We start from the raw sequence: 23750 nt of genomic DNA, 5'->3' as shown, positions 1-23750 counted from the left end.
AGAGTCCCAATATAAAGGGACTTTTTTTATTTCACATACTTTACGTATTTTTGAGAAAAACCGATCAGTATGAATTTTAAACCTATATTGTTAACCGCTGGAGTGTTGTTTTCAGCATCTTTTTATTCTCAGAAAATGAATTACCCTAAAGCATTAAAAGGAAGTCAGACAGATACCTATTTTGGAACTGCTGTTTCTGATCCTTTCAGAGATCTGGAAAACGATTCTGAACCTACAAAAAAATGGGTAGATGAAGAAGTAGCTTACAGTCAGAATTATCTTTCTAAAATTCCGTTCAGGGATAAAATTAAAAATCAGTTGAAGGAAATCTGGAACTATGAAAAAATTTCAGCACCTTTCAAAGAAGGAGATTATACCTATTATTATAAAAATGATGGTTTGCAGGCGCAGTCTGTTTTGTACAGAACAAACAACAAGACCAATGCTACAGAAGTATTTTTAGATCCTAATAAATTTTCGGAAAAAGGAACAACTTCTCTTTCCAATCTTTCATTCAATAAAAAAGGAAACCTTGCGGCTTACTCTATTTCTGAAGGAGGAAGTGACTGGAACAAGATCATCATCATCGATGCTGTTACCAAAAAACAAATTGATGAGACTTTACTGGATGTGAAATTCAGTGGAATTTCATGGCAGGGAGATGAAGGATTCTATTATTCAAGCTACGACAAGCCGAAAGAAGGAACTGTGCTTTCCGGTATGACAGACAAGCATAAAGTATATTTTCATAAATTAGGTACAAAACAGTCTGAAGATAAATTGATCTTCGGAGGAGATAAAACGCCAAGAAGATATTTGGGGGCCGGAGTTTCTGAAGATCAGAGATATCTGATTATTTCTGCCGCTAACGCTACGAATGGTAATGAATTGTACATCAAAGACCTTCAGAAAGGAGGAGATTTCGTACAGATTGTAAACGGATTTGATATCAATGCCAGCATTGTAGATACACAAGGTGATGATCTTTTCATTTTTACAGATAAAGATGCTCCGAATATGCGTCTTGTAAAAACTACGATAAGCAATCCTGCTCCGGCAACATGGAAGGATGTAATTCCACAAACTGAAAATGTGTTAGGAATTTCTTCAGGAGGTGGATATTTCTTTGCAACCTATATGATTGATGCCATAGATCAGGTAAAACAATTTGATAAGGCTGGAAAACTGATCAGAGAAATTACATTGCCGGGTAAAGGAAATATTTCAGGATTCGGTGGAAAAGAAAAAGAGAAAGATGTTTATTTTTCTTTCAGCAATTATATTACACCGGGAACTACTTATAAATTCAATGTAGACTCAGGAAAATCTGAAGTATATCAAAAACCTAAAGTGAAGTTTAATCCGGACGATTATGTTTCAGAACAGGTATTCTATACTTCAAAAGACGGCACGAAAGTTCCTATGATGATCAATTATAAAAAAGGAACTAAGCTTGATGGTAAAAACCCTACGATCTTATACTCTTATGGAGGTTTTAACATCAGCTTACAGCCATCATTCTCCGTAGTAAACGCGATCTGGATGGAAAATGGAGGTATTTACGCTGTTCCAAACATTCGTGGTGGCGGTGAGTATGGTAAAAAATGGCACGATGCCGGAACAAAACAGCAAAAGAAAAATGTCTTTGAGGACTTTATTGCTGCAGGAGAATATCTTCAGAGCAAAGGGTATACTTCAAAACAATACATGGCGCTTTCAGGAAGATCAAACGGAGGTTTGCTGGTAGGTGCAACCATGACAATGAGACCGGATCTGGCAAGAGTAGCCTTCCCGGGAGTTGGTGTTTTGGATATGTTGAGGTATAATAAATTTACAGCCGGAGCAGGATGGTCTTATGACTACGGTACTGCAGAAGACAGTAAAGAAATGTTTGAATATCTTAAATCTTATTCTCCCGTACACAATGTAAAAGCAGGAACTTGCTACCCATCAACAATGATCATCACTAGTGATCATGATGACAGAGTTGTTCCGGCACACTCATTCAAATTTGGAGCAGAACTTCAGGAGAAGCAGGCATGTAAAAATCCTATTCTTTTGAGGATTGAAAAGAATGCAGGACACGGAGCCGGAAGAGCTACAGATCAGGTAATTAGTGAAAATGCAGATCTTATATCATTTGCTTTATTTGAGATGGGAATAAAGAAATAATTGTAAAAAGTATAATATTTAAAAAAACAGTCGATTTTGTTTAAAATTGACTGTTTTTTTTATGTGGTTGTGTTTATAATTCTTATTTTTATGGCGGATATTTAAAGTTTATTAATTCTAAATTAATTAAGTAATTATGAAAAAGAGAATTTTACTAGTTTGTGCATTGGCTGCTGGGTTGTCCAGCTTTAATGCACAGAGGTGGGAACCAGCCTCCCAAAGGACATCACAAATCAGAAAAGAAGTAGAAGTTCAGTATTCTTACAGATTTGATTTGCAGTCGCTTAGAAACATTTTAAAAGATGCTGTAGAAACAGGAAAAGGCGCTCAGGCTGTTATTGTATCTCTTCCTACAGCGGAAGGAAAGATTGAAAAGTTTGCGGTATATAGTGATCCTGTTATGGAAAAATCTATGGCAGACAGATATCAATTAGGATCTTATATAGGAGTAGGGGTTGATGATCCGGGTAAATATGTAAGATTCAGTACTGCACCTACTGAAATGCAGTCAATGATTATAAAAGACGGGAAATTCCAGTTTATAGAACCTATTACTACAGACAAGCAGGTGTATGGAGTTTTTTATAAAACGAAAAGAACAGATGCTGATCATGGCTTTGAATGTACTACAGAAGAGAAAAGCTTAAAAGATATAAAGTCTTTAGAAGCTTTCGGGAAAAAAAATCTTTCTAATCTAGGAATTACAAACAGACCGGCAAGTACAAAATACAGGACGTATAGATTAGCTCTTTCTACTACAGGAGAATATACAAAGAAATTTGATCCGTCTGGAGGAACAGCCAATACGGTTACTCAGATGAATGCTACGATGACCCGTGTAAACGGTATTTTCCAGAAAGATTTTGCAATTAAGCTTATTATTCAGGATCTTCCGAATATTATTTTCACTGATTCCACAACAGACCCTTATACTGGAAATTTAAATCTAAATCTTCAGCAAACTTTAACAAGCCTGGTTGGAAATGCTAATTACGATATGGGACACGTTTTCAATGCCTCAGGAGGTAATGGAAATGCTGGATCTATCGGATCTACATGTGTTGATCCTGCAACAGCTACTTCATTAGCAAAAGGATCTGCATTTACACAGAATACAAACCCGGTAGGAGATTCTTTCGATATAGATTATGTTGCTCATGAAATGGGACATCAGCTGGGAGGTAACCATACATTCTCGCATGTTTCAGAAGGTTCAGGGGTAAACATAGAACCAGGTGGGGGAACTACCATAATGGGATATGCAGGAATCACAGGAGATAATGTTCAGGATTTTACAGACGCTTATTTCCATTATTCTTCTATTAATCAGGTTCTTAATAGTTTAGACAGCAAACCTGGATGTGGAACATCAGAAAATATTACAACAAATACCGCTCCGGTAATTTCAGCTCTTCCTGCTTACAGTATTCCAAAAGGAACAGCATATTATTTGGATGCTTCAGCTACAGATACTGATCCTATTAAATATACATGGGAACAGTATGATAGTGTGGATTCTTACAACTCTATCTCAGGAGACAGCGGTTGGGGGTATAATGCTCAGGGAGCTTTAACAAGATCTTATTTTGGTACAGCAAGTGGAAGAAGATACTTCCCAAGTCTTCCTGTAGTAATGGGAGGATCTTTAACTGATAAAACTAAATGGGAAACTGTTTCTTATATTCCAAGAGTACTTAAATATGCAGTCACTGTTAGAGATGAGAATGCTGCTAAACCTATGCTGGTATCTGCTGAAACTACGGTAACTGTTACCAATGACGGGCCTTTCAAATTTAATGGTCTTATTGATAATACTACATTATACAATAATGCAACTAATACAATTTCATGGGATGTAGCGAATACCAATGTGGCACCTTATAATGCAGCTAATGTAAAAATTGAATATACAACAGATCTTGTTAACGGATCAGCATGGACGGAACTTGTTGCGTCTACCCCTAATACGGGAAGCTATACGGCTCAAATGCCTTCCGGTTTAACAGGTCCTATTAAATTGAGAATTTCTGCCATTGGAAATGTATTCTATGCGGTGTCTCCTAAGGTTATAGTGGGAACTGCTCCTACTTCAACTACAGATGCTCCAACAGGGGTAGGTTCAATAGCTTCAGGAATTTTGAAAACATCCGCTACGATTGGATGGAATAGTGTTCCAGGTGCTACCTATGCTGTTAAATATAGAAAATTGGGAGAGACTAACTGGACAAATGCTACCAGCACTACTAATTTTGTATTGTTGAACTCTCTTGAAGATGAGACTAACTATGAGTTTCAGGTGGCTGCAGTAGTGAACACTGTTCCAGGAACATTCTCTTCTACTTATGCATTCAAAACAAAAGGGTTAAGAACTGGTTCAGACTATTGTTTAATGACAACCGGTGGAAATAGCTTTGCAAGCTTTAGCTTTAACAGTGGTTTAGCTCAATTAAACTTAGCTAACCTGGCTTATTCTCAATTAACATATAAAACTATTTTCAGTACATATCAGGATTTTACTGAAGATGTAACTAAACAAGTTAATTTAGTTAAAGGAACACAATATACACTATCTTATTTCAATGTTGGTAACACAGCAGGTTACAATGACAAAATGGAAGTTTGGATTGACTTTAACAGAAATGGAGTTTTTGAAGCTTCAGAGAAAATAGGGACTAAGACTACTGTTCCTCCTGCAAATGGACAATATACAGGAACTATGGTATTTACTGTTCCTGCTACTGCCTATGCTGGAGACAAACTCCTAAGAATGAGAGTAGCAAATACTTTCTTTAATGCTGCTACAGGGCCGTGCGGTAGCCCGTCAGTTCCTGTACAGGGAGGAGGCGTTATTTCACAAGGTTCATTCAAGGATTTCTCTGTGAAAATTTCAGAAACCCTTGCTGTAAATGAAACAAAAGATGTAAAATCAACTGAAATTTCAATTTACCCGAACCCTGCAGATACTTTCGTAGAAGTGAAAAACCTTAAAGGTAAGGCAGATTACAAAATCTATACTGCTGACGGAAGATTAGCTCAGGAAGGTCAGATTGATGGACAAAGAATTAATGTTGCTTCATTAATCAAAGGAATGTATGTGATCACGATAAAAGATGACAAAAACACTTACAATAAGAAGCTTATCAAAAAATAAGCAGACGATATAACAATAAGAAAGGCCGGGCATTTGTCCGGCCTTTTTCTTTTGCTAAATTTAAGTAAAACAGAACGTTAACAGAAGTTTCATGTTTCGTTCAAAAAAATTAACTTTACGGAGACAAAAATAATTGGAATGCGAAAGACAATTTCTGTGAAAAAACCGGATTTTAATGTATTACCTCAGGAAAGAGAGATTTACAATTTTGAAAAAGACGGGCTTGAACTCAAATCTTCCTATGAGAAAAAAGATGTAAAAGATGAATCATTAACGCAGACTTCTCCAGGAATTGCTCCTTATCTGAGAGGACCGTATTCTACGATGTATGTACAGAAACCTTGGACGGTTCGTCAATATGCAGGGTTCTCTACTGCCGAAGAATCCAACGCTTTTTACAGAAGAAATCTTGCCGCAGGTCAGAAAGGACTTTCAGTGGCATTTGACTTGGCAACACACCGAGGATATGATTCTGATCACTCAAGAGTGGTGGGTGACGTAGGAAAAGCAGGAGTTGCCATTGACTCTGTGGAAGACATGAAAATCCTTTTCAATGAAATCCCACTGGACCAGATTTCAGTATCCATGACCATGAATGGGGCGGTACTTCCTATTTTGTCTTTCTATATTGTAGCAGCAGAAGAGCAGGGAGTAAAACAGGAACTGCTTTCAGGAACCATTCAAAATGATATTCTGAAGGAGTTCATGGTAAGAAATACCTACATCTATCCGCCGGCACCTTCCATGAAGATTATCGCAGATATTTTTGAATATACTTCGCAAAATATTCCAAAATTCAACTCCATTTCTATTTCCGGATACCATATGCAGGAAGCGGGTGCCACACCGGTACTTGAAATGGCGTATACGCTGGCCGATGGTCTTGAATATGTAAGAACAGGAATAAAAGCAGGAATGAATGTAGACGATTTTGCTCCAAGACTATCTTTCTTCTGGGCAATCGGCATGAATCATTTCATGGAAATTGCTAAAATGCGTGCTGCAAGATATATCTGGGCAACCCTTTTAAAACAGTTTAATCCTCAGAACCCAAAATCTCTTGCATTAAGAACCCACTCTCAGACGTCCGGATGGTCTCTGACAGAGCAAGAACCATTCAATAATATTACAAGAACAGCCATTGAAGCTTTGTCTTCAGCTTTAGGAGGAACACAGTCTCTCCACACCAATGCACTGGACGAAGCCATTGCTCTTCCTACAGATTATTCAGCAAAAATTGCAAGAAATACACAAATCATTCTTCAGCAGGAAAGCGGAATATGTGATGTGGTAGATCCGATGGGAGGAAGTAACCTGGTGGAAAGCCTTACTCAGCAAATGATCGAAGAAGCAATGAGGTACATCGATGAGGTAGAGCAGGAAGGAGGAATGACCAAAGCTATCGAAGCCGGAATCCCCAAAATGAGAATTGAAGAAGCTGCAGCCAAAAAACAAGCGAAGATCGATAGCGGGGAAGAGTTCATTATTGGAGTGAATTCATTCAAATCCTCATTAAAACAGGATCAGATAGAAATCTTAGACATTGATAATACAGAAGTTCGCAGAAAGCAGATCGAAAGGCTGAATACCATTAAAGCAGAACGAAATACTGACGCTGTAGAACAGATCCTGAATGAAATCCGTGAAAGCGCAAAAACAGGAAAAGGAAACCTTCTGGCATTATGTATCGAAGCCGCAAGAAGAAGAGTTACTCTTGGCGAAATGAGCGATGCCATGGAAGAAACCTTTGGAAGATATAAAGCAAATATTAAAACAATCTCTGGTGTATACGCAATGAATGCCGGTAAAAACGAATACTTTGAAAAAGCCCTTCATCTGACTCAGAAATTTGAAGAAGAAGAAGGACGACGCCCAAGGCTTATGGTTGCCAAAATGGGACAGGACGGGCATGACAGAGGAGCAAAAGTAGTAGCCACAGCATTTGCCGATATGGGATTTGATGTGGATGTAGCTCCGTTGTTTCAGACACCGGAAGAAGTGGCTAAACAGGCTGTGGAAAATGATATTCACATTTTAGGAGTATCATCATTGGCTGCCGGACACAAAACATTAGTTCCGCAGGTAGTGGAAGAATTATCTAAATTAGGTGCGGATGATATCACCATCGTTGTAGGAGGTGTAATTCCTCAGCAGGACTATGAATTCCTTTATGCCAACGGTGCAGATTTTATTTTCGGACCTGGAACCAACCTTCCGAAATGTGCAGTGGAAATCTTAGAAAGATTTTTAGAAAAATAAACAGAAAAGCTTTAATTTCAAGTTGAAATTAAAACACAACCTATGAATCTGAAAAATATAATAAAGCCTACGAGGAAAAAACTGTTTCTTCTCGTAGGCTTATTTCTTCTCGCTGGCGTTGTCCTGTTAGCTTCAGTGAAGAAAAATGTATCCATACAAAGCTCGAAGATCATTGCAGATACTTCCTTGGTTAAAAAGCATTTGACAGTACTTACCCAAACGCCACAGTTTAGAAACCATAAAAATATAGACCAGCTGAATGCGGTTGCAGACTATATTCATCAGACTTTTAATGTCTATGGTGACAGTACCGCCTATCAGGAATATAAAGTGGATGGAAAAATATATAAGAATGTCATCTCTTCTTTTGGAACTGAAAACAAGAAACGAATCATTATAGGAGCTCATTACGATGTTTGTGGAGACCAGCAGGGTGCAGATGATAATGCAACCGGAGTTACAGCTCTTTTGGAGTTGGCAAGAATGCTTAAAGGACAAAAGCTGAAGTACAGAATAGATCTTGTAGCCTACACATTGGAAGAACCCCCTTATTTCAGAACTGAAAACATGGGAAGCTATGTTCATGCAAAATATTTAAAAGACAACAAGATCGATGTCTATGGGATGGCCAGTGTAGAAATGATTGGATATTTCAGAGATGAAAAGGGATCACGGAGTTTTCCTTTAGGGATCCTTTCATGGTTTTACGGTGATAAAGGAGACTTTATTACTTTAGCCAAAAAGTTCAGTGGGGCAGGTCCGTTTGTAAAAAACTTTATTAGCAATTTTAAAGGTTCAGAGCAGATAAAAACAGAAACCTTCTCAGCTCCAAAATTTGTAGCAGGAATAGACTTTTCCGATCATCTCAATTATTGGAATTTTGATTTTCCCGCACTCATGATCACTGATTCATCTTTTTTCAGAAATAAAAATTATCACGAACCCACTGATACTCTGGAAACCCTAGATACAAAGAGAATGACAAAGGTTATTGACGCCATTTTTCTCAGTATTATTCACCTTAGGTGAAAAAAATATTTTGATTCTCAGAAAAATTTATATATTTGCACCTGAAAATCAAGTTTAACCAATTAAAAAGCGACGAAGCAATGTTCAAAACAAAACAGAATTCTACAGTTGGATTGCCACTTATGGTGGTAAGGCTTCGCGGTTTGGTACATTCTTAGAATAATAGTACAATACAATATCAAAACCCGAAGTCGTAGAGATTTCGGGTTTTTTATTGCGCAATATTTCAAACTCCCAGGTTTACCCGAAATCTTTTTTAGTGTCATTTCGAACGAGGAGAAGGAATCTCAATATGCAGAACTTTCTCATCAGTTCATAACATTCATCTTGTCATTCTGACGGAGGAAGAATCTATTTCTTTTCCCGTTAAAAATGATAAATATTAAGTCAACTAACTGTTTAGTTGAGCGAGAATTAATGGAAAATGATAACCTTCTGTTTTTCCGTCTGAGAAGCATGAGAAGCAGGAAAAGAACAATTAGAAAAGATGTAGAAAAGCAGATAAGAAAAAAATATCAACGTAGTGATGAACTTTGGGATATCAGACGAAATACCCCATGGATTCCTTTGGATAAACCTTATCAAAGAGGATTTGTAAGATTCTTTGCGGTAAGGGAAGATGTATTAAGATCCAAAGACGGAGAATTCTTTGAAGGAATATTGAAGAAGATTAATACATACATGTATTCAGAAAGCCGACAGTTTTTAAAAAAGAAAAGAAAATTTGGGCGAAGAATATATGTAGAAAGAGTACAGAAACTCGAACATATCTCTTCATATTCCTGGAATGACCCAAAGCTGGGACTTACTCCAAGGGAAAGACAGTATTTTCTGAAACAGGAAGAATATTGTCCTGCCCGGAAGACTTATGTGCCTTACTACGAATTTACTGAACCCTGGAGATTTATCCTGCGTATAAGACCCAATATGATTACCCACTATAAACCTGTAGACTTTGAATTGGAAAAAGAATGTGCAGAGCTGGAAGATTATTTGGGACAGCATAAAATTGTAGGAATTATCCATAAAAAAATTTATGGCAGGTCATATCCATGGAGAAGAAAAAGAGAAGATATTCCACTTATCAAAAGCAGGAAATATATTACCTGCACTATGTCTGCAACAGAGATTGCAGAAAGCTTACAGGACTTATGAGTCCAACTGTTATTTAAAACAAAAACAATGGGAAATTTAAAACTAAAAGGAAAAGATATATTAAAACTGGGCTATCCAAATAACCAAAGCGTAAACGTAGCATTGGAAGTTATGAAAAGAAATTTTGCAACAAAAAATATTCACCATGTAAAATCTCTTTTAAAAGAAATCCTGCTGAATCCGGAAGAATTTGAAAAAGATCTCACTTTCGGACAAATCGCAGAAACCCTGCTTTCATCCAAAAAAACTGAAAAAAGAATGTTGAATTCACAGCGTGCTTCATTTCATATTTTTGGTAACAATATCTCAGAAGAGGCAAAAAATCAGTTGTACACTGCTTTGAAACTGCCTATTTCTACTCAGGGAGCATTAATGCCTGATGCCCACAGTGGGTACGGACTTCCAATAGGAGGAGTTCTGGCAGTGGAAAATGCAGTAATTCCTTACGGAGTAGGAATGGATATAGGCTGCAGAATGAGCCTCAGTATTCTGGATACACCCATTTCATATCTTGAAGGAGCAAGAGATAAATATGAAAAAGCTCTTGCAGAACATACAAAATTCGGAATGTATGAAACGCACAAATCTCACATAGATCATGAGATTTTTGAAAGAGATACATTCGATATGATCCCTATCTTAAGAAGACTAAAGGGAAAAGCAATCAAACAGATGGGATCCTCAGGCGGAGGAAATCATTTTGTAGAATTCGGAGAAGTAGAAATCACTGAAGAAGACGAGCAGATTGGCCTTCCAAAAGGAAAATACCTGGGAATCCTTTCTCACAGTGGCTCAAGAGGTCTCGGAGCAGAGATTGCCCAATATTACTCAAGAGTGGCTGCAGAACAGTGTCCATTACCAAAAGAAGCGCAAAACTTCGCCTGGCTGGATCTGAGTACACACCTGGGACTGGAATACTGGACGGCCATGAATCTTGCCGGAGATTATGCTTCGGCCTGTCATGATGATATTCACAGAAGGCTGGTAAAAGCAGTCGGTGGAAGAGTAAAAGCCAGAATTGAAAATCATCACAACTTTGCATGGAAAGAAATCCATAACGGCAAAGAAGTGATTGTTCACCGCAAAGGAGCAACACCTGCCAATGAAAATGAGCTTGGAATGATTCCAGGATCCATGACAGCGAAAGGATTTATCGTTCGCGGAAAAGGAAATCCGGAATCCCTGAACTCAGCATCTCATGGAGCGGGAAGAGCCCATTCAAGGGGAGAATGCAGAAGCCTTTTCACTCAGCATGATATTAAAAAAGAATTAAAGCTTAAAAATGTCACACTGATGGGCGGAAACGCAGAAGAAGCACCAATGGCCTACAAAGACATCAATGAAGTAATGAATGCACAGAGTGAACTGGTAGACATCCTGGGAACATTCCAGCCGAGAATTGTGAGAATGGACAGATAATTTGGTTGATTGTTTATAGTTGTCAGTTGAAAATACTGAATTGTCAGCTATAAACCTTCAGCTTTTAACTTAAAAACAAAGAAATGGGAGCACCACATAACATAAAAAGATACGGTGAAGTCTGGCCGGAGTTCAGAATCCGGTGGGGACTCGAAATTTTGAATATATTAAAAGATAAAATCATTATCTCAGGTGGCTGGGCATGGCATTTTATGTCAGAAAAAGGACATACGGAATACAAGCATGCTCACGACCACAAGGATATTGATGTTTTTGTAAAGAAAGAAAATGTCGCAGAAGTCGTTATCATTCTTCAGCAGGAAGGATTTCAGAAAGTCTGGACCCGATATGATCATCTGCCGAGTGAAGAAAATTTTCGCAGGTATGAGAAAACGGTAGAATTGGAAAATGATAAGTTTCACAGAATTACCATTGATTTCTTCGAAAGAGATGATCTTGAAACCATCGAAGCCAATGGTTTTACCGTTGTGAAACCTGATATTTTACTTTCATTTTACAGAAATATTCACTCCAGCGACAAATGCTGGGCAGTAATGGCTGCAAAAGATTTATTACAAAAGGGAATAGATCCTGTTGGACACCCTTTATTAAGCAAAATGCCAACATAAAATGGAAAAATTAATACAGATCACTTCAGGAAGAGGGCCTTTAGAATGCCAATGGGTAGCAGCCAAGGTCCTGAAGACCTTTCTTGAAGAGGCAAAACAAAATACAATAGATTACGAAATCATTCATCGTGAAAACGGTGATGAAAACCTGACATTAAAATCAGTAACCCTGCTTTTAAAAGGAAAAGAGGTAAACCTGTTTTTAAAAAACTGGCTGGGAAGCGTTTGCTGGATAGGAAAAAGTACTTTCAGAAAACTGCATAAAAGAAGCAATTGGTTTATCGGAATTTTTGAACTGGAAGATGTAAAAATGATTGATTTCAATGAAAAAGATATCCGGTTTCAGACCGCGAGAAGCCAAGGGAGTGGAGGACAAAATGTAAACAAAGTAAATACTGCCGTTCGTGCCACTTATATTCCTACTAACGAAACTGTTTTTGTGCAGGATTCCCGTTCACAGCTGGAAAATAAAAAACTATCCGTTATCAGATTAAAAGAAAAGGTAATGGCAGTTTATATACAACAGCTGGAAAGAAAACTGAAAGACACCTGGTCTCTTCAGATGCAGATAGAACGTGGAAATCCGGTTCGCACATTTTCAGGAACAGATTTTAAAAAGAATTACGAAGACAGGACATTCAAAAAACAAAGGAATGCCTTGAAAAATGAACTCAAAAACTACAAAAATGACCTTAACTAAAAGTAAATATTATTTTGAAGCATTAGATTGTTTTCCATTCAATCTTTCCGAATGTATGGATGCTCTGAACTATGCTCTGTCTTATGAACCTGAAGATGCAGACAGCCTTTGTCTGATGGGAAGAGTATATTCCGAAGAACTGAAGGATTATGAAACGGCAAAGAAGTACTTTGATGAAGCCATGCAGAGTAACATTGGTAATGTCAATACTCCCAAATATTATATTGAATGTCTTTTGAATAATGAAGATTATAAAGAAGCAGAAAAATTGATAGCATTTGCCTTAGAGCTCAAAGGAATTGATAAATCGGAAATCCTGAACTGTCTGTCTCTTTTGCATGAAAGAAACTTTGAGTATAAACAGGCTCTAGGAACGCTGAAAGAAGCTAAAAAATTTGCTTACAACAGGGCTGCGCTTGAAATACTTGAAGACCGGGAAAAACTGGTTAAAGGAAAGGTAACCAGAACAAGAACTATAAAAAAGACGGAATAATCTGTTTTTGACTTTTGTCATTCTGACGAAGGAAGAATCTTGTTAGTAATCATAATAAGAGATTCTTTACTCCATTCCATTTCGTTCAGAATGACAATTTTGAGGCAGTCTTATTTTTTGTTTACAGAGATCAGATAGTCATACACCATTTGATGCTGGTCATCAGTCAGTTTAGCCTTTGGAGCCATTCTGCTTAAAGTGTTGATCCATCCCTTGTCGTCATGCTTGGTAGGTTCTGGCAGCTTATGACATTTTGTACAGGAATTTTCAAAAATGGTTTTTCCTTGGGTCAACTGCTCAGATGAGGTATACTTCGGCCCTGTTACAGCCACACTTTTTGGTCCGCAGGATACCAGAAATGCTGATGCTGCGATACCTGTTAAGATGAATTTTTTCATATCCTATTTTTGTTTGATGATTACTTCTTCGCAGAAACAATATAATCATAAACCCATTGGTGCTGTTCATCCGTTAGTTTTGCCTTTGGAGCCATAGAATTCATGATTCCTACCCATTGTACAGGATTGTGTGAAGCAGGATCAGGTAACTTATGACATCTTCCACAAGAGTTTTCAAAAATGGTTTTTCCTTGGGCAATCTGCTCCGCAGTAGATGTTGAAGTTCCTGCAGTAGCAGTGGATGTAGCAGCTTTTGGCGTACAGGAAACCAGCAAAATAGCAGTAAACGAAGCCGCAGCGATGAGTTTTTTCATGTTTCTTTTTTTTTGAGATATAACAAATGTAATAAATTCCTTAAGCCTTTGATACAGGGCGTTCTAGTTTTAATTTAGAAGAAATAAAAATTGAATTCATGAAGAATCGATAATCCAGAATGAAGACAATTTTTAAATCTTTTGTCTCATCATTATGAGCCGGCTATTGATCATTCCCATTTTAATTATTAATTTTGAATCAATGAAATTTTCTACAGAAGAGCTAATAGAAGGAATACAGTCAGGAAACAAACGCCTGATTGCAAAAGCTATTACATTGGTTGAAAGTAAAAAAGCAGAGCACAGGGTACAGGCAGAAGATCTTCTGAAGAAGATTATGCCTTTTACCGGAAACTCTGTGAGAGTAGGAGTAACAGGCGTTCCCGGAGCCGGAAAATCCACCTTTATAGAAAACTTCGGCCGCTTGGTTATTGCACAGGGTAAAAAAGTGGCTGTTTTGGCGATTGATCCCAGTTCTGCGATCAACAAAGGAAGTATTTTAGGGGATAAAACCAGGATGGAAGAACTTGCAAAAGAAGAAAATGCGTTCATACGTCCTTCCCCAAGCTCAGGTTTTCTGGGCGGAGTAGCCAATACTACTTTTGAAACGATGATGATCTGTGAAGCAGCAGGATACGATTATATTTTAATAGAAACAGTGGGTGTAGGGCAGTCAGAAGTCCTTGTTGCTGATATTACTGATGTTTTTTTATTCCTTAAAATCATTGGAGGTGGAGACGAACTTCAGGGAATAAAACGCGGTATCATGGAAATGGTAGACCTTATTTTCATCAATAAAGTAGATCAGGACAATCTCCAGAAAGCAAAAAATACAAGGCTGGAATTAAAAAGAGCTTTAGACTTTATCCCTCCTAAAGAAAAAGGCTGGAAAATTCCGGTTTTATTAGGCTCTGCTCTTCATAACCAAGGATTACAGGAAGTTTATGATACAATCTCTGAATTTATTGATCTGAAGAAGAAAAGCGGACGTTTTGAAGAAATCCGTGTTCAACAGGCAGAGAAACGCTTTGAATATTGGGTTCAGGAATATATTTTATCCCTGATGAAAAAGAGTGATGCGGTAGAAGAAGCTTATCATATGCACAAAAAAAATGCTTCAGCGATGGTTTCCAATCCAAGTACTGAAGCAAAATTATTTGTTGAAAAATTTTTATCGAACGAAAACAGGGATTAAGGTTTCTCTTTTTCCTGTTTTACCTCAGTTTTTGAAACATATCCGTCATAGGAAATCGGCTGTCTGTCGTTACTTCTCATAGAAACGAAAGCTTTACCGTTTTTAAAAATTTCAATATTCACTTCCTCCACATTCCTTACATCATTAGGCTTGAATTTTAAAGTCCATTTTCCTTTTTTATTCTGAATTTTATTGACTGTGAAATCTTTAGAAGTAAATCTATAGCCATTTTCACTAGTGTTTCCATAGGTTGGATTGAATAATCTTCCGAAATATGGCAACACTACTTCCAGTGTATTTTTACTGACATCAATGGTATAATCTCCGTTCAGGTTCAGTATTCTTGTGGCAGTAGCATTAGGCATTGAGTTCATGACATTAATAACGTCATAATTCGTAGGATTGGCTCTTTCTGCATGGAAAGTAAACTCCTGAGAACTTACTAAAGTATCCACTGTTTTTGAGTCTAATGAGCCTTGTGATGCACAGCTCTGAAATAAGAACAGGAATCCAAAAATCATCAGTAAAGAAATATACTTTTTCATAATGAGATAATTATTAAATTTAAACAGCAAAATGTATGCAAATATATTCTTTCTGAAATATTTTGGAATAAAAATTGTTAAGGTTGAATTATTAACACTCAAACTATGAAAGTTACACATCTATTAGGAATGGGAGCTATTGCTCTGTCGGCTGTTGCCTGTACTACAAACCCGATTACTGGAAGATCGTCTTTACAGCTGGCCAACAACTCGGAAATTTTAACAATGTCTTCACAGGAATACAAGACGACATTGTCTAAAGGTAAGGTGATTACCGGTACGGCAGATGCAAAGAGAGTGGTAAATGTAGGAAACAGAATTAAAAGCGCTGCAGAAAGATATTATCAGAGCATAGGAAGATCAGCAGATCTTGCGAGCTACAGCTGGGAATTTAATCTTCTGCAAAGCAGCGAACTGAATGCCTGGTGTATGCCAGGTGGTAAAGTAGCTGTCTATACCGGAATATTACCGGTTACAAAAGATGATAACGGACTTGCAGTAGTATTGGGACATGAGGTTTCCCACGCACTGGCAGGCCACGGAAACGAAAGAATTTCTCAGGCAATGGTAGCCCAGTACGGAGGGGCTATCCTGGGAGGAACAATCTCAAATTCACAATGGGCCAGTGTTTTCCAGAAGGTATATCCTATCGGTTCACAGGTGGCATTATTGAAATACGGAAGAGGTCAGGAGTCAGAAGCTGATGAAATGGGGCTTTATCTTATGTCTATGGCAGGATATGATCCAAGAGCGGCAATCCCTTTCTGGAACAGAATGGAAGCGGCATCTACAGGAGCAAGACAACCAGAATTCTTATCTACCCACCCAAATCCGGAAACAAGAATTTCAGATATCAATAAGGATCTTCCGAAAGCTTTGGAATATTATAAGGCTGCGGGAGGAAAAATATAATTAGAATTTTAATCTTGAATAAGGCCTTATTAAATTTTTAGTAAATTTGGTAAGGCTTTTTTATTTAAACCACCTAAACACAATATTATGAAGAGTTTATCAATTACCGGACTTATACTTTTGGCTGTTTCTGCATTACTTTTCTATTTAACGACTGATTTTGCCGTAGAACAAATAAAAATTTCTCACATTATGGGAATAATGGCAGGAGTAGGAATAGGACTTATCATTGGAGGAATGGTAGGTTATCTAAGTAAAGGAAGCGCTATAAAAGCAGACCAGAAGAAAAAAGAATTCAAACAACTGCAGAAAGACAAAGAAGAGCTTGAAAAACAGGCTGCAGATATTGCAAAACGCCAGGCTGAGCTTGAAGACCAAAATAAAAACCCTCAAATTTAATTTGAGGGTTTTAAGTTGTTATTTCGATATCTGATTAGAATTTATATCCTAAACCTACCATAAACAGGTTAGGTCTGTTATCATATCTGATTTCCGAACCGGAAACTCTGTTGATAAAGTTTCTTTCATCTTTACTGAAAGCGCCTTCATATCTTGCATTTACAATGAGCTTCTTGATTTCTAGCTGTGCCCCAAACTGGTAGCCAACGGTAAAATCATTTTTAGCATTTTCTTTGAAATCGTTGTAAGTATTGTCTTTATTTAAGTTAAAACTTCCAACAGGACCTACAAAAACACCTAGCATATTCCCCAAAAGGTTATATCCTAAAAGAACCGGAACATCTATACGGTTGCTTTTAACATCAAAAGTAGTGTTCTCTGTAGTAAACTCATTTTTGAAATGAGTATAATAGATTTCGGGCATCACAAACAATGAAGTAGGAAGACCCACTTTTAATGAAAGTCCTACATTGAAACCTACATTGTTTTTACCTGTTCCGTCAATGGCATCATTCACTGTTCCTTTAATATTAGACCAGGAAGGAGATCCGGTAGGAAAGATTAAGTTAGCCTTACCTGCCAGTGAAATCTGTGCAGAAGCCCACATTGAAAATCCTATTAACGCTATACTAAGTACCTTTTTCATTATCGTCTATTTTTGTAGTTGTAGTTTCAATCGTTTTATTATTCTCAAGTAAATATTCTCTCAGCTCTTTAAACAGTTCTGAAGAATAAACGAAATCAATCAGATTTTTATTGCCTGCGGTAATCAGGATGTCTTTATTCCCTTCCCATTCTTTGATTCCAAGTCTTAGGTATACAATTTTCTCGCCAATCGTCATTACAGAGTTCATATCGTGAGTATTGATGATGGTGGTCGTATTATATTCTTTGGTGATCTCGTAAAGGAGATCATCAATTATCTTAGAAGTATAAGGATCCAGCCCGGAATTGGGTTCATCACAGAATAGATACTTCGGATTGTTGACAATAGCTCTGGCGATCGCTACCCTTTTCTGCATTCCTCCTGAGATCTCAGAAGGATACTTTCTTTCCGCTTTGTCAAGATGTACTCGTCCTATTACTTCGAAAACCCTTTTCTTTTTTTCTCTGTAGGTAAGATTGGTAAACATATCAAGAGGAAACATGATATTCTCTTCCACAGTTAAGGAATCAAATAATGCACTTCCCTGGAATACGGTTCCGATTTCTGAACGAAGATGCTGTTTTTCTTCCCTGTTCATGGTATTTACATTTCTGCCGTCGAATAAGATTTCTCCTGAAGAGGGCATATAAACATTCAATAAACTCTTTAAAAAAACGGTTTTTCCGGAGCCACTCTGCCCAATGATTAAGTTTACTTTTCCTTTATCAAATGAAGTTGAAATTCCCTTAAGTACTTCAACATCATCAAAACTTTTCTTAAGATCTTTTACCTCAATCATCAGCTTAATATTAATTGGGTTAAAATTAATTCGGAAATGATAATAAATACCATTGTCCATACTACAGCCTGTGTACTGGCTCTACCTACTTCCAGCGATCCTCCTTTTACATTGTATCCGAAATAAGACGGTACAGTAGCAATGATAAACGCAAAAACGATAGTCTTGCTAAATGCATAGTAAATAAATAAATTCGGCATATACATCTGAATCCCAACAATATAGTCGTTTTCCGTCCAGTTTCCTGTTAAAATCCCGGCTATATAGCCTCCTCCAATACCAAATACGATACTGATAGCAATAAGAAGGGGATTAAAAATCATACAGGCGATAATTTTAGGTAGTATCAGAAAATTGGGTGAGTTTACTCCCATAATATCTAATGCATCAATCTGCTCGGAAACCCTCATTGTTCCAATACTGGAAGCAATGTATGAGCCTACTTTTCCTGCCAGAATCAAACTGATAATGGTAGGTGCAAATTCCAGAACCAAAACTGCTTTTGTAGCATATCCTACAAATGAAGGTGGAATAGGAAAAGAAGAAGCATCAAAGTTGTTGAACATCTGAATAGCCACTACAGCTCCAACGAATATGGATGTGAAGATGACAAGTCCGAAAGAATTTACTCCCAAATCATTAATTTCTCTCATGAACAGCTTCCAGAAAACCTTCATTTTCTGAGGTTTCTGCAGGGATTTCCCCAAGAGGATCATGTATTCTCCTACTGCTGTGAAAAACTTTTTTAACATACTGCTAAATTAGACTTTTTTATTTAATTGGGCTAGAGTCGAGAATAAGACTAAAGCCTGGTTTTGTGTTAAAATTATTTCGATATTGAACTGGTCCTGTTCTTTATTTTGCATTTTTATCTCCCCCTATAACCAGAAAAACGGTTTTTAAAGTAATCACAAGATCGAGTACAAAACTCCAGTTTCTTACATAGAAAGTATCGGCCAGAACCCGTTTTTTCATCTCTACTTCCACATCTCCGAAGTCACCGCGTAATCCATTTACCTGTGCTAATCCTGTGATGCCGGGGCTTACCATACTTCTTAAGCTGTATCTTCCGATTTTTGGTTTATAATAATTATCAACGGAAAGCATATGAGGGCGCGGCCCTACTACAGACATTTCCCCCTTCAGTACATTGATAAATTGCGGAAGCTCATCAAGACTTGTTTTTCTTAAAAACTTACCCACTTTGGTAATCCTTGAATCGTTTACTGAGGTGGTTTTGGTTGTGGACTCATCATTTACAACCATTGTTCTGAATTTAAGACAATTGAATACCTCTTCATGAAAACCGTATCTCTTCTGAAGGAAAAATACCGGGCCTTTGGAAGTAGCCTTGATTAAAACGGCAATGATCGGGAATACCCACGAGCAGATAAAAACCAGTATAATAACAGAAAACAAAATATCAAACGTCCTTTTCATTAGAAAATTAGAATAATAATCTAAAGGATATCTTGCCTGATTAAGAACCGGCTGGGTTTGTATATATCCCAGATCATACAGGAAAAAATCACTTTGTGTGATACTCGGAATGAGTGAAATATGAATCTTATTATCTTCTGCCAATTTGAAAATCTCATTCTGAATCCATTCATCATAAGAGTTTTCCATTGATAAAAACAGAGTATGAATCCCGTTCTTTTTCCAGAAAGTAACCAGCTCATTACTATTGATATCAGAATTTTCATATTCAAATATTCTGTATCCGTAGTCTTTACGGTCTGTAAAAATATTTTTCAGGATCTCCGTGGAGTGGCTGTCTCCTAAGAACATCACATTCCTGTAATTGGCTCCAAGGGATCGTAAGTACTTGATTGCGAAATAGATCAAAGACTTTACAAGGAAGATGAAAATAAAAAGATAAAGAGAGAGCCAGTATATATCCGAATTGAAAAATACATTGTTACTTACCTTTCCTATAAGCAGTACGCCAAGTATAAAAAAGAGGAAGTGGATTAAAAGGCGTTCAAGAAACAAGGTATAAGTAAGGTTTCTAGGAATGTTGTATATTTTTGTCCTACCGCTCAGAAGCACCCAGAACAAAAACAACAGAATCAGAGAAAAAATATTCTGATACCAGGTTTCTTTATTGTATTTTAAACTTTCGTTTCTGCTTATAAAAAAGAATATGAAGATAGATGCAATAACCATAAGGTCAAGCAACATAATGATCGATTTCAGGTATCTAGAGTATCGAATTCTCTGCATCTATCGGTATTATAGCGGATAAGCCCAGCTAATTTAAGCTTTTTTACGGGATATTCAGATATTTGTGAGTCTGAACTGAAGCCTGCCATTCCGGATGTTCCAGGATGAAATCTGTGATCTTAGGATACATATCATCTCTTTTGCTCCATTCACTCTGAAGATAAAGCTTGCAGTTTTCAGAAACTTTTGCTGCCTGTTCCTGTGCAAATGTAAAGTCATGCTGATTGAAAATGATAACTTTAAGCTCATGGGCCTTCTGATAGATTTCTTCTTTAGGAAGTCCTGTTTTCTTTGGCGAAAGGGTGATCCAGTCCAGCTGTCCGCTCGGAGGATAAGCTCCCGAAGTTTCGATATGCACTGTACATCCCAGCTCTTTCAATCTGGAAGTCAATATATCCAAGTTCCACATTAGAGGTTCACCACCCGTCAGAACAATTGTTTTACAATGTTTTGCAGCTGTTTCTGCAATTTCTACTGTATTCATCAGAGGATGGAGTTCCGGATCCCAACTTTCTTTTACATCACACCAGTGACATCCTACATCACAACCTCCCAGCCTGATAAAATAAGCGGCTTTTCCGGTGTGTGCTCCTTCTCCCTGTAAAGTGTAAAAATGCTCCATTACAGGGAGCATTTTACCTTCTTTTAATAAAATATCTTCTTCTTTATTCATTTTAAAATTAGTCGTTATAGACCGAAGTTTTGTAAGCAATGATGGTGTTTTTCATCAACATCGCTCTTGTCATTGGGCCTACTCCTCCAGGTACCGGAGTAATCCAGCTTGCTTTAGCTGCACAGCTGTCAAAATCTACGTCACCTGCAAGATAATATCCTTTTGGAGAGTCATTATCTACTCTTGTAATACCCACGTCAACAATTACAGCTCCTTCTTTGATCATATCTCCTTTTAAGAAATGAGGATCTCCCAAAGCGGTAATTACGATGTCTGCTTTTCTTGTATATTCTTCAATGTCTTTTGTATAGGAGTGTGTAAGGGTAACTGTAGAGTTTCCAGGGAAATCTTTTCTACCCATCAGGATACTCATTGGTCTTCCTACAATTTTACTTCTTCCGATAATTACACAGTCTTTCCCTTTAGTTTCAATATTATATCTTTCTAATAATGTTAAAATACCGAAAGGAGTTGCCGGTAAGAAAGTATCCATTTCAAGAGCCATTTTTCCAAAGTTTTCAGGGTGGAAACCATCCACGTCTTTTCTTGGATCAATTGCGTTGATAATTTTTTCCTGATCAATCTGATCTGGTAAAGGCAACTGAACGATAAATCCGTCAACTGCTTTAGATTTATTAAGCTCGTCAATTTTTTCCAATAGTTCAGATTCAGCAACTGTACTAGGAAATTTGATTAAGCTGGATTGAAATCCTACTTCCTCACAGTCTTTTACTTTAGAGTTTACATAGGCTTTGCTTGCTCCATTATTTCCTACAAGAATAGCTACCAAATGGGGTGCTCTTCTTTTGCTTGCGAGAATCTTTTCTACTTCAACCTTGATCTCTGCTTTAATTTCCTTGGATACTTTAAGTCCGTCAAGAATTTCTGCCATTTTTACTTTTTTACTTTATAGATTTACTTTTACTTTCTTTTTACTTACTATTTGTTTTCCTTATAGTAATTGATCAATCCGTTGGTTGAGCTGTCGTGAGTACTTATTGCTTCATTGTTCTCAAGCTCAGGAAGGATTTTGTTGGCTAATACTTTTCCTAACTCCACTCCAAACTGGTCAAAGCTGAAAATATTCCAGATTACTCCCTGAACGAAAATTTTGTGTTCATATAAAGCAATTAGCTGACCTAATGAAAAAGGAGTTAATTCTTTGAATAATATAGAGTTAGTAGGTGTATTTCCGTGGAAGACTTTGAAATTGATCAGTCTGTCTATTTCTTCATCAGATTTCCCTGAATTTCTAAGCTCTTCTTCAACCTCTTCTTCCAGTTTTCCGAAGGCAAGTGCTTCAGTCTGAGCGAAAAAGTTAGCTAATAATTTATCCTGATGATCCGAAACTTTGTTCGGACTCTTTGTATAAGCAATAAAGTCTGCAGGAATCAATTCTGTTCCCTGGTGGATCAATTGATAGAATGCGTGCTGACCATTTGTTCCAGGCTCTCCCCAGATGATAGGTCCTGTTTCATATTCTACAAATTCACCGTTTCTGTCCACACATTTTCCGTTACTTTCCATATCTCCCTGCTGAAGATAGGCTGCAAACCTGTCCAGATATTGGGAATAAGGCAAGATGGCATAAGTGGTTGCTGCATAGAAATTGCGATACCAGATTCCCAGAAGTCCCATTAATACGGGAACGTTTTCAGAGAAATCAGCAGTCTGGAAGTGCTGGTCAGTATCAAAAGCTCCTCTTAAAAGCTGCTCGAAGTTGTCATATCCTACAGAAAGAACGATGCTTAATCCAATAGCGCTCCAAAGAGAATATCTTCCACCTACCCAGTCCCAGAACTCAAAAATATTTTCTTCTGCAATTCCGAACTTCTTAACTTCTTCAATATTAGTAGATAAAGCAACAAAATGCTTTGCTACGTCTTCCTGCTTTCCGGCCTTCAGAAACCAGTCCTTTGCTGAGTTTGCATTGGTCATTGTTTCCTGAGTCGTAAAGGTTTTGGAAGCAATGATAAATAAAGTGGTTTCAGGATTTAAGTTTTTCACCACTTCTGCGATATGATTTCCGTCCACATTGGAAACAAAATGAACGTTTAATCTTGTTTTGAAATGCTTTAAAGCCGAACAAACCATTACAGGACCCAAATCTGATCCTCCAATACCGATGTTTACGACATCCGTAATCTCTCTTCCACTGAAGCCTTTATGTTCTCCTGAAATGATTTTCTCAGAAAAAGATTTCATATGATCAAGAACTCTTTTGATCTGTGGTTTGATATTTTCTCCATCCACAAGAATTTCACGGTCTGAGAAATCCCTTAATGCCGTATGCAGAACAGCTCTTCCTTCCGTTTCATTGATTTTATCACCGGAGAACATTCTGGAAATAGCATCTTTTAGCTGGCTTTCTTCTGCCAATTGTAACAAAAGATCCTTCGTTCTGGAATCAATTAAGTTTTTAGAATAATCAAACAGATAGTTGTCCTTTTGCAGGGAAAACTCATTAAAACGGTTCGGATTATACTGGAAAAGAGTTCTAAGATCAAAGTCATTTCCACCGAAGTGTTCGGCAAGCGCTTTCCAGCTGTTAGTTTGTGTTGGATTTATTTTTGATAGCATATTACAGAATTTTTATCGCTCAGAAAATCATGTATCGGATGAAAATAGCTCATAAT

Annotated in this window: 22 protein-coding genes; 12 read left to right on the top strand and 10 right to left on the bottom strand. The window is 37.4% G+C overall.

Annotation, left to right across the window (positions count from 1 at the left end; all coding sequences use genetic code 11):
* Positions 1-69 precede the first annotated feature (69 nt).
* The 9 genes from ACTJIP_RS18515 to ACTJIP_RS18475 all read left to right on the top strand — a co-directional run bounded on the left by ACTJIP_RS18515 (position 70) and on the right by ACTJIP_RS18475 (position 13007).
* Positions 70-2172 (top strand): prolyl oligopeptidase family serine peptidase, encoded by a 2103-nt coding sequence (locus ACTJIP_RS18515; protein WP_077419439.1) that lies wholly within the window; start codon positions 70-72, stop codon positions 2170-2172.
* 136 nt (positions 2173-2308) lie between these two features.
* Positions 2309-5323 carry a reprolysin-like metallopeptidase gene (locus tag ACTJIP_RS18510; protein WP_440704933.1) on the top strand — a complete coding sequence of 1005 codons (3015 nt, stop codon included), beginning with the start codon at positions 2309-2311 and terminating at the stop codon, positions 5321-5323.
* A 138-nt stretch (positions 5324-5461) separates the two neighbouring features.
* Entirely contained in the window at positions 5462-7582 is a 2121-nt protein-coding gene (gene scpA / locus ACTJIP_RS18505; protein ID WP_077419441.1) for a methylmalonyl-CoA mutase, read from the top strand.
* Between the two features lie 42 nt (positions 7583-7624).
* Entirely contained in the window at positions 7625-8611 is a 987-nt protein-coding gene (locus ACTJIP_RS18500; protein ID WP_440704932.1) for a M28 family peptidase, read from the top strand.
* A 417-nt stretch (positions 8612-9028) separates the two neighbouring features.
* Positions 9029-9766 (top strand): hypothetical protein, encoded by a 738-nt coding sequence (locus ACTJIP_RS18495; protein ID WP_077419443.1) that lies wholly within the window; start codon positions 9029-9031, stop codon positions 9764-9766.
* A 27-nt stretch (positions 9767-9793) separates the two neighbouring features.
* Positions 9794-11185: an RtcB family protein gene (locus ACTJIP_RS18490; protein WP_440704931.1), complete on the top strand. Its 1392-nt coding sequence runs from the start codon at positions 9794-9796 to the stop codon at positions 11183-11185.
* Positions 11186-11268: 83 nt separating this feature from the next.
* Positions 11269-11814, top strand: a complete 546-nt coding sequence (locus ACTJIP_RS18485; protein WP_077419445.1) for a hypothetical protein — start codon at positions 11269-11271, stop codon at positions 11812-11814.
* A 1-nt stretch (position 11815) separates the two neighbouring features.
* Positions 11816-12514, top strand: coding sequence for a peptide chain release factor H (prfH, locus tag ACTJIP_RS18480; RefSeq protein ID WP_077419446.1), 699 nt, complete (start codon positions 11816-11818; stop codon positions 12512-12514).
* Positions 12501-13007: a tetratricopeptide repeat protein gene (locus tag ACTJIP_RS18475; protein WP_077419577.1), complete on the top strand. Its 507-nt coding sequence runs from the start codon at positions 12501-12503 to the stop codon at positions 13005-13007. The genes prfH and ACTJIP_RS18475 overlap by 14 nt, the downstream gene beginning before the upstream one ends.
* Before the next feature lie 110 nt (positions 13008-13117).
* Here the strand turns inward: ACTJIP_RS18475 and ACTJIP_RS18470 are convergent, their stop codons facing one another.
* The gene (locus ACTJIP_RS18470; RefSeq protein WP_077419447.1) at positions 13118-13405 is read right to left on the bottom strand and encodes a cytochrome C; all 288 of its coding nucleotides are present in this window, start codon (positions 13403-13405) and stop codon (positions 13118-13120) included.
* A 20-nt stretch (positions 13406-13425) separates the two neighbouring features.
* Positions 13426-13719 (bottom strand): c-type cytochrome, encoded by a 294-nt coding sequence (locus ACTJIP_RS18465; RefSeq protein WP_077419448.1) that lies wholly within the window; start codon positions 13717-13719, stop codon positions 13426-13428.
* Positions 13720-13921: 202 nt separating this feature from the next.
* Here ACTJIP_RS18465 and meaB point away from each other — a divergent pair, with 202 nt between their 5' ends.
* The gene (gene meaB / locus ACTJIP_RS18460; protein ID WP_077419578.1) at positions 13922-14914 is read left to right on the top strand and encodes a methylmalonyl Co-A mutase-associated GTPase MeaB; all 993 of its coding nucleotides are present in this window, start codon (positions 13922-13924) and stop codon (positions 14912-14914) included.
* Here the strand turns inward: meaB and ACTJIP_RS18455 are convergent.
* Complete coding sequence (locus tag ACTJIP_RS18455) at positions 14911-15459, bottom strand: DUF4251 domain-containing protein (RefSeq protein WP_077419449.1); 549 nt, start codon at positions 15457-15459, stop codon at positions 14911-14913. The two genes, meaB and ACTJIP_RS18455, sit on opposite strands and share 4 nt — an antisense overlap.
* Positions 15460-15564: 105 nt before the next feature.
* Between ACTJIP_RS18455 and ACTJIP_RS18450 the strand changes: the two genes are divergently transcribed.
* Positions 15565-16371 carry a M48 family metallopeptidase gene (locus tag ACTJIP_RS18450; protein ID WP_047381756.1) on the top strand — a complete coding sequence of 269 codons (807 nt, stop codon included), beginning with the start codon at positions 15565-15567 and terminating at the stop codon, positions 16369-16371.
* Positions 16372-16458: 87 nt separating this feature from the next.
* Positions 16459-16770, top strand: a complete 312-nt coding sequence (locus ACTJIP_RS18445; protein ID WP_077419450.1) for a hypothetical protein — start codon at positions 16459-16461, stop codon at positions 16768-16770.
* Positions 16771-16804: 34 nt separating this feature from the next.
* On the opposite strand, the gene ACTJIP_RS18440 is transcribed toward ACTJIP_RS18445, so the two are convergent.
* From ACTJIP_RS18440 to pgi, 7 genes are all read right to left on the bottom strand, one after another.
* Complete coding sequence (locus ACTJIP_RS18440) at positions 16805-17416, bottom strand: outer membrane beta-barrel protein (protein ID WP_047377301.1); 612 nt, start codon at positions 17414-17416, stop codon at positions 16805-16807.
* Positions 17400-18215, bottom strand: coding sequence for an ABC transporter ATP-binding protein (locus ACTJIP_RS18435; protein WP_047381751.1), 816 nt, complete (start codon positions 18213-18215; stop codon positions 17400-17402). Before ACTJIP_RS18435 ends, ACTJIP_RS18440 begins: the two co-directional genes overlap by 17 nt.
* Positions 18215-18967, bottom strand: coding sequence for an MlaE family ABC transporter permease (locus tag ACTJIP_RS18430; RefSeq protein ID WP_077419451.1), 753 nt, complete (start codon positions 18965-18967; stop codon positions 18215-18217). Before ACTJIP_RS18430 ends, ACTJIP_RS18435 begins: the two co-directional genes overlap by 1 nt.
* Before the next feature lie 103 nt (positions 18968-19070).
* Positions 19071-20441: an exopolysaccharide biosynthesis polyprenyl glycosylphosphotransferase gene (locus ACTJIP_RS18425; RefSeq protein ID WP_077419452.1), complete on the bottom strand. Its 1371-nt coding sequence runs from the start codon at positions 20439-20441 to the stop codon at positions 19071-19073.
* 43 nt (positions 20442-20484) lie between these two features.
* Positions 20485-21114, bottom strand: coding sequence for a 7-carboxy-7-deazaguanine synthase QueE (locus ACTJIP_RS18420; RefSeq protein WP_440704930.1), 630 nt, complete (start codon positions 21112-21114; stop codon positions 20485-20487).
* 7 nt (positions 21115-21121) lie between these two features.
* Entirely contained in the window at positions 21122-22006 is an 885-nt protein-coding gene (locus tag ACTJIP_RS18415; RefSeq protein ID WP_077419454.1) for a bifunctional 5,10-methylenetetrahydrofolate dehydrogenase/5,10-methenyltetrahydrofolate cyclohydrolase, read from the bottom strand.
* Positions 22007-22053: 47 nt separating this feature from the next.
* Positions 22054-23694 carry a glucose-6-phosphate isomerase gene (gene pgi / locus ACTJIP_RS18410; protein WP_440704929.1) on the bottom strand — a complete coding sequence of 547 codons (1641 nt, stop codon included), beginning with the start codon at positions 23692-23694 and terminating at the stop codon, positions 22054-22056.
* Positions 23695-23750 lie beyond the last annotated feature (56 nt).

The sequence above is a fragment of the Chryseobacterium sp. 22543 genome (genome assembly GCF_052044565.1).
Lineage (GTDB): Bacteria > Bacteroidota > Bacteroidia > Flavobacteriales > Weeksellaceae > Chryseobacterium.
This window is presented reverse-complemented; position numbering and strand designations above follow the sequence as displayed.

What these genes read in the sequence shown, in the direction of transcription:
- ACTJIP_RS18450 (WP_047381756.1), top strand. Translation starts at nt 15,565, where the DNA reads ATGAAAGTTACACATCTATTAGGAATGGGAGCTATTGCTCTGTCGGCT.
- ACTJIP_RS18455 (WP_077419449.1), bottom strand. Translation starts at nt 15,459, where the DNA reads ATGAAAAAGTATATTTCTTTACTGATGATTTTTGGATTCCTGTTCTTA.
- ACTJIP_RS18425 (WP_077419452.1), bottom strand. Translation starts at nt 20,441, where the DNA reads ATGCAGAGAATTCGATACTCTAGATACCTGAAATCGATCATTATGTTG.
- ACTJIP_RS18495 (WP_077419443.1), top strand. Translation starts at nt 9,029, where the DNA reads ATGGAAAATGATAACCTTCTGTTTTTCCGTCTGAGAAGCATGAGAAGC.
- ACTJIP_RS18430 (WP_077419451.1), bottom strand. Translation starts at nt 18,967, where the DNA reads ATGTTAAAAAAGTTTTTCACAGCAGTAGGAGAATACATGATCCTCTTG.
- ACTJIP_RS18485 (WP_077419445.1), top strand. Translation starts at nt 11,269, where the DNA reads ATGGGAGCACCACATAACATAAAAAGATACGGTGAAGTCTGGCCGGAG.
- ACTJIP_RS18515 (WP_077419439.1), top strand. Translation starts at nt 70, where the DNA reads ATGAATTTTAAACCTATATTGTTAACCGCTGGAGTGTTGTTTTCAGCA.
- scpA (WP_077419441.1), top strand. Translation starts at nt 5,462, where the DNA reads ATGCGAAAGACAATTTCTGTGAAAAAACCGGATTTTAATGTATTACCT.
- pgi (WP_440704929.1), bottom strand. Translation starts at nt 23,694, where the DNA reads ATGCTATCAAAAATAAATCCAACACAAACTAACAGCTGGAAAGCGCTT.
- meaB (WP_077419578.1), top strand. Translation starts at nt 13,922, where the DNA reads ATGAAATTTTCTACAGAAGAGCTAATAGAAGGAATACAGTCAGGAAAC.
- ACTJIP_RS18510 (WP_440704933.1), top strand. Translation starts at nt 2,309, where the DNA reads ATGAAAAAGAGAATTTTACTAGTTTGTGCATTGGCTGCTGGGTTGTCC.
- prfH (WP_077419446.1), top strand. Translation starts at nt 11,816, where the DNA reads ATGGAAAAATTAATACAGATCACTTCAGGAAGAGGGCCTTTAGAATGC.
- ACTJIP_RS18445 (WP_077419450.1), top strand. Translation starts at nt 16,459, where the DNA reads ATGAAGAGTTTATCAATTACCGGACTTATACTTTTGGCTGTTTCTGCA.
- ACTJIP_RS18470 (WP_077419447.1), bottom strand. Translation starts at nt 13,405, where the DNA reads ATGAAAAAATTCATCTTAACAGGTATCGCAGCATCAGCATTTCTGGTA.
- ACTJIP_RS18465 (WP_077419448.1), bottom strand. Translation starts at nt 13,719, where the DNA reads ATGAAAAAACTCATCGCTGCGGCTTCGTTTACTGCTATTTTGCTGGTT.
- ACTJIP_RS18420 (WP_440704930.1), bottom strand. Translation starts at nt 21,114, where the DNA reads ATGAATAAAGAAGAAGATATTTTATTAAAAGAAGGTAAAATGCTCCCT.
- ACTJIP_RS18440 (WP_047377301.1), bottom strand. Translation starts at nt 17,416, where the DNA reads ATGAAAAAGGTACTTAGTATAGCGTTAATAGGATTTTCAATGTGGGCT.
- ACTJIP_RS18500 (WP_440704932.1), top strand. Translation starts at nt 7,625, where the DNA reads ATGAATCTGAAAAATATAATAAAGCCTACGAGGAAAAAACTGTTTCTT.
- ACTJIP_RS18490 (WP_440704931.1), top strand. Translation starts at nt 9,794, where the DNA reads ATGGGAAATTTAAAACTAAAAGGAAAAGATATATTAAAACTGGGCTAT.
- ACTJIP_RS18475 (WP_077419577.1), top strand. Translation starts at nt 12,501, where the DNA reads ATGACCTTAACTAAAAGTAAATATTATTTTGAAGCATTAGATTGTTTT.
- ACTJIP_RS18415 (WP_077419454.1), bottom strand. Translation starts at nt 22,006, where the DNA reads ATGGCAGAAATTCTTGACGGACTTAAAGTATCCAAGGAAATTAAAGCA.
- ACTJIP_RS18435 (WP_047381751.1), bottom strand. Translation starts at nt 18,215, where the DNA reads ATGATTGAGGTAAAAGATCTTAAGAAAAGTTTTGATGATGTTGAAGTA.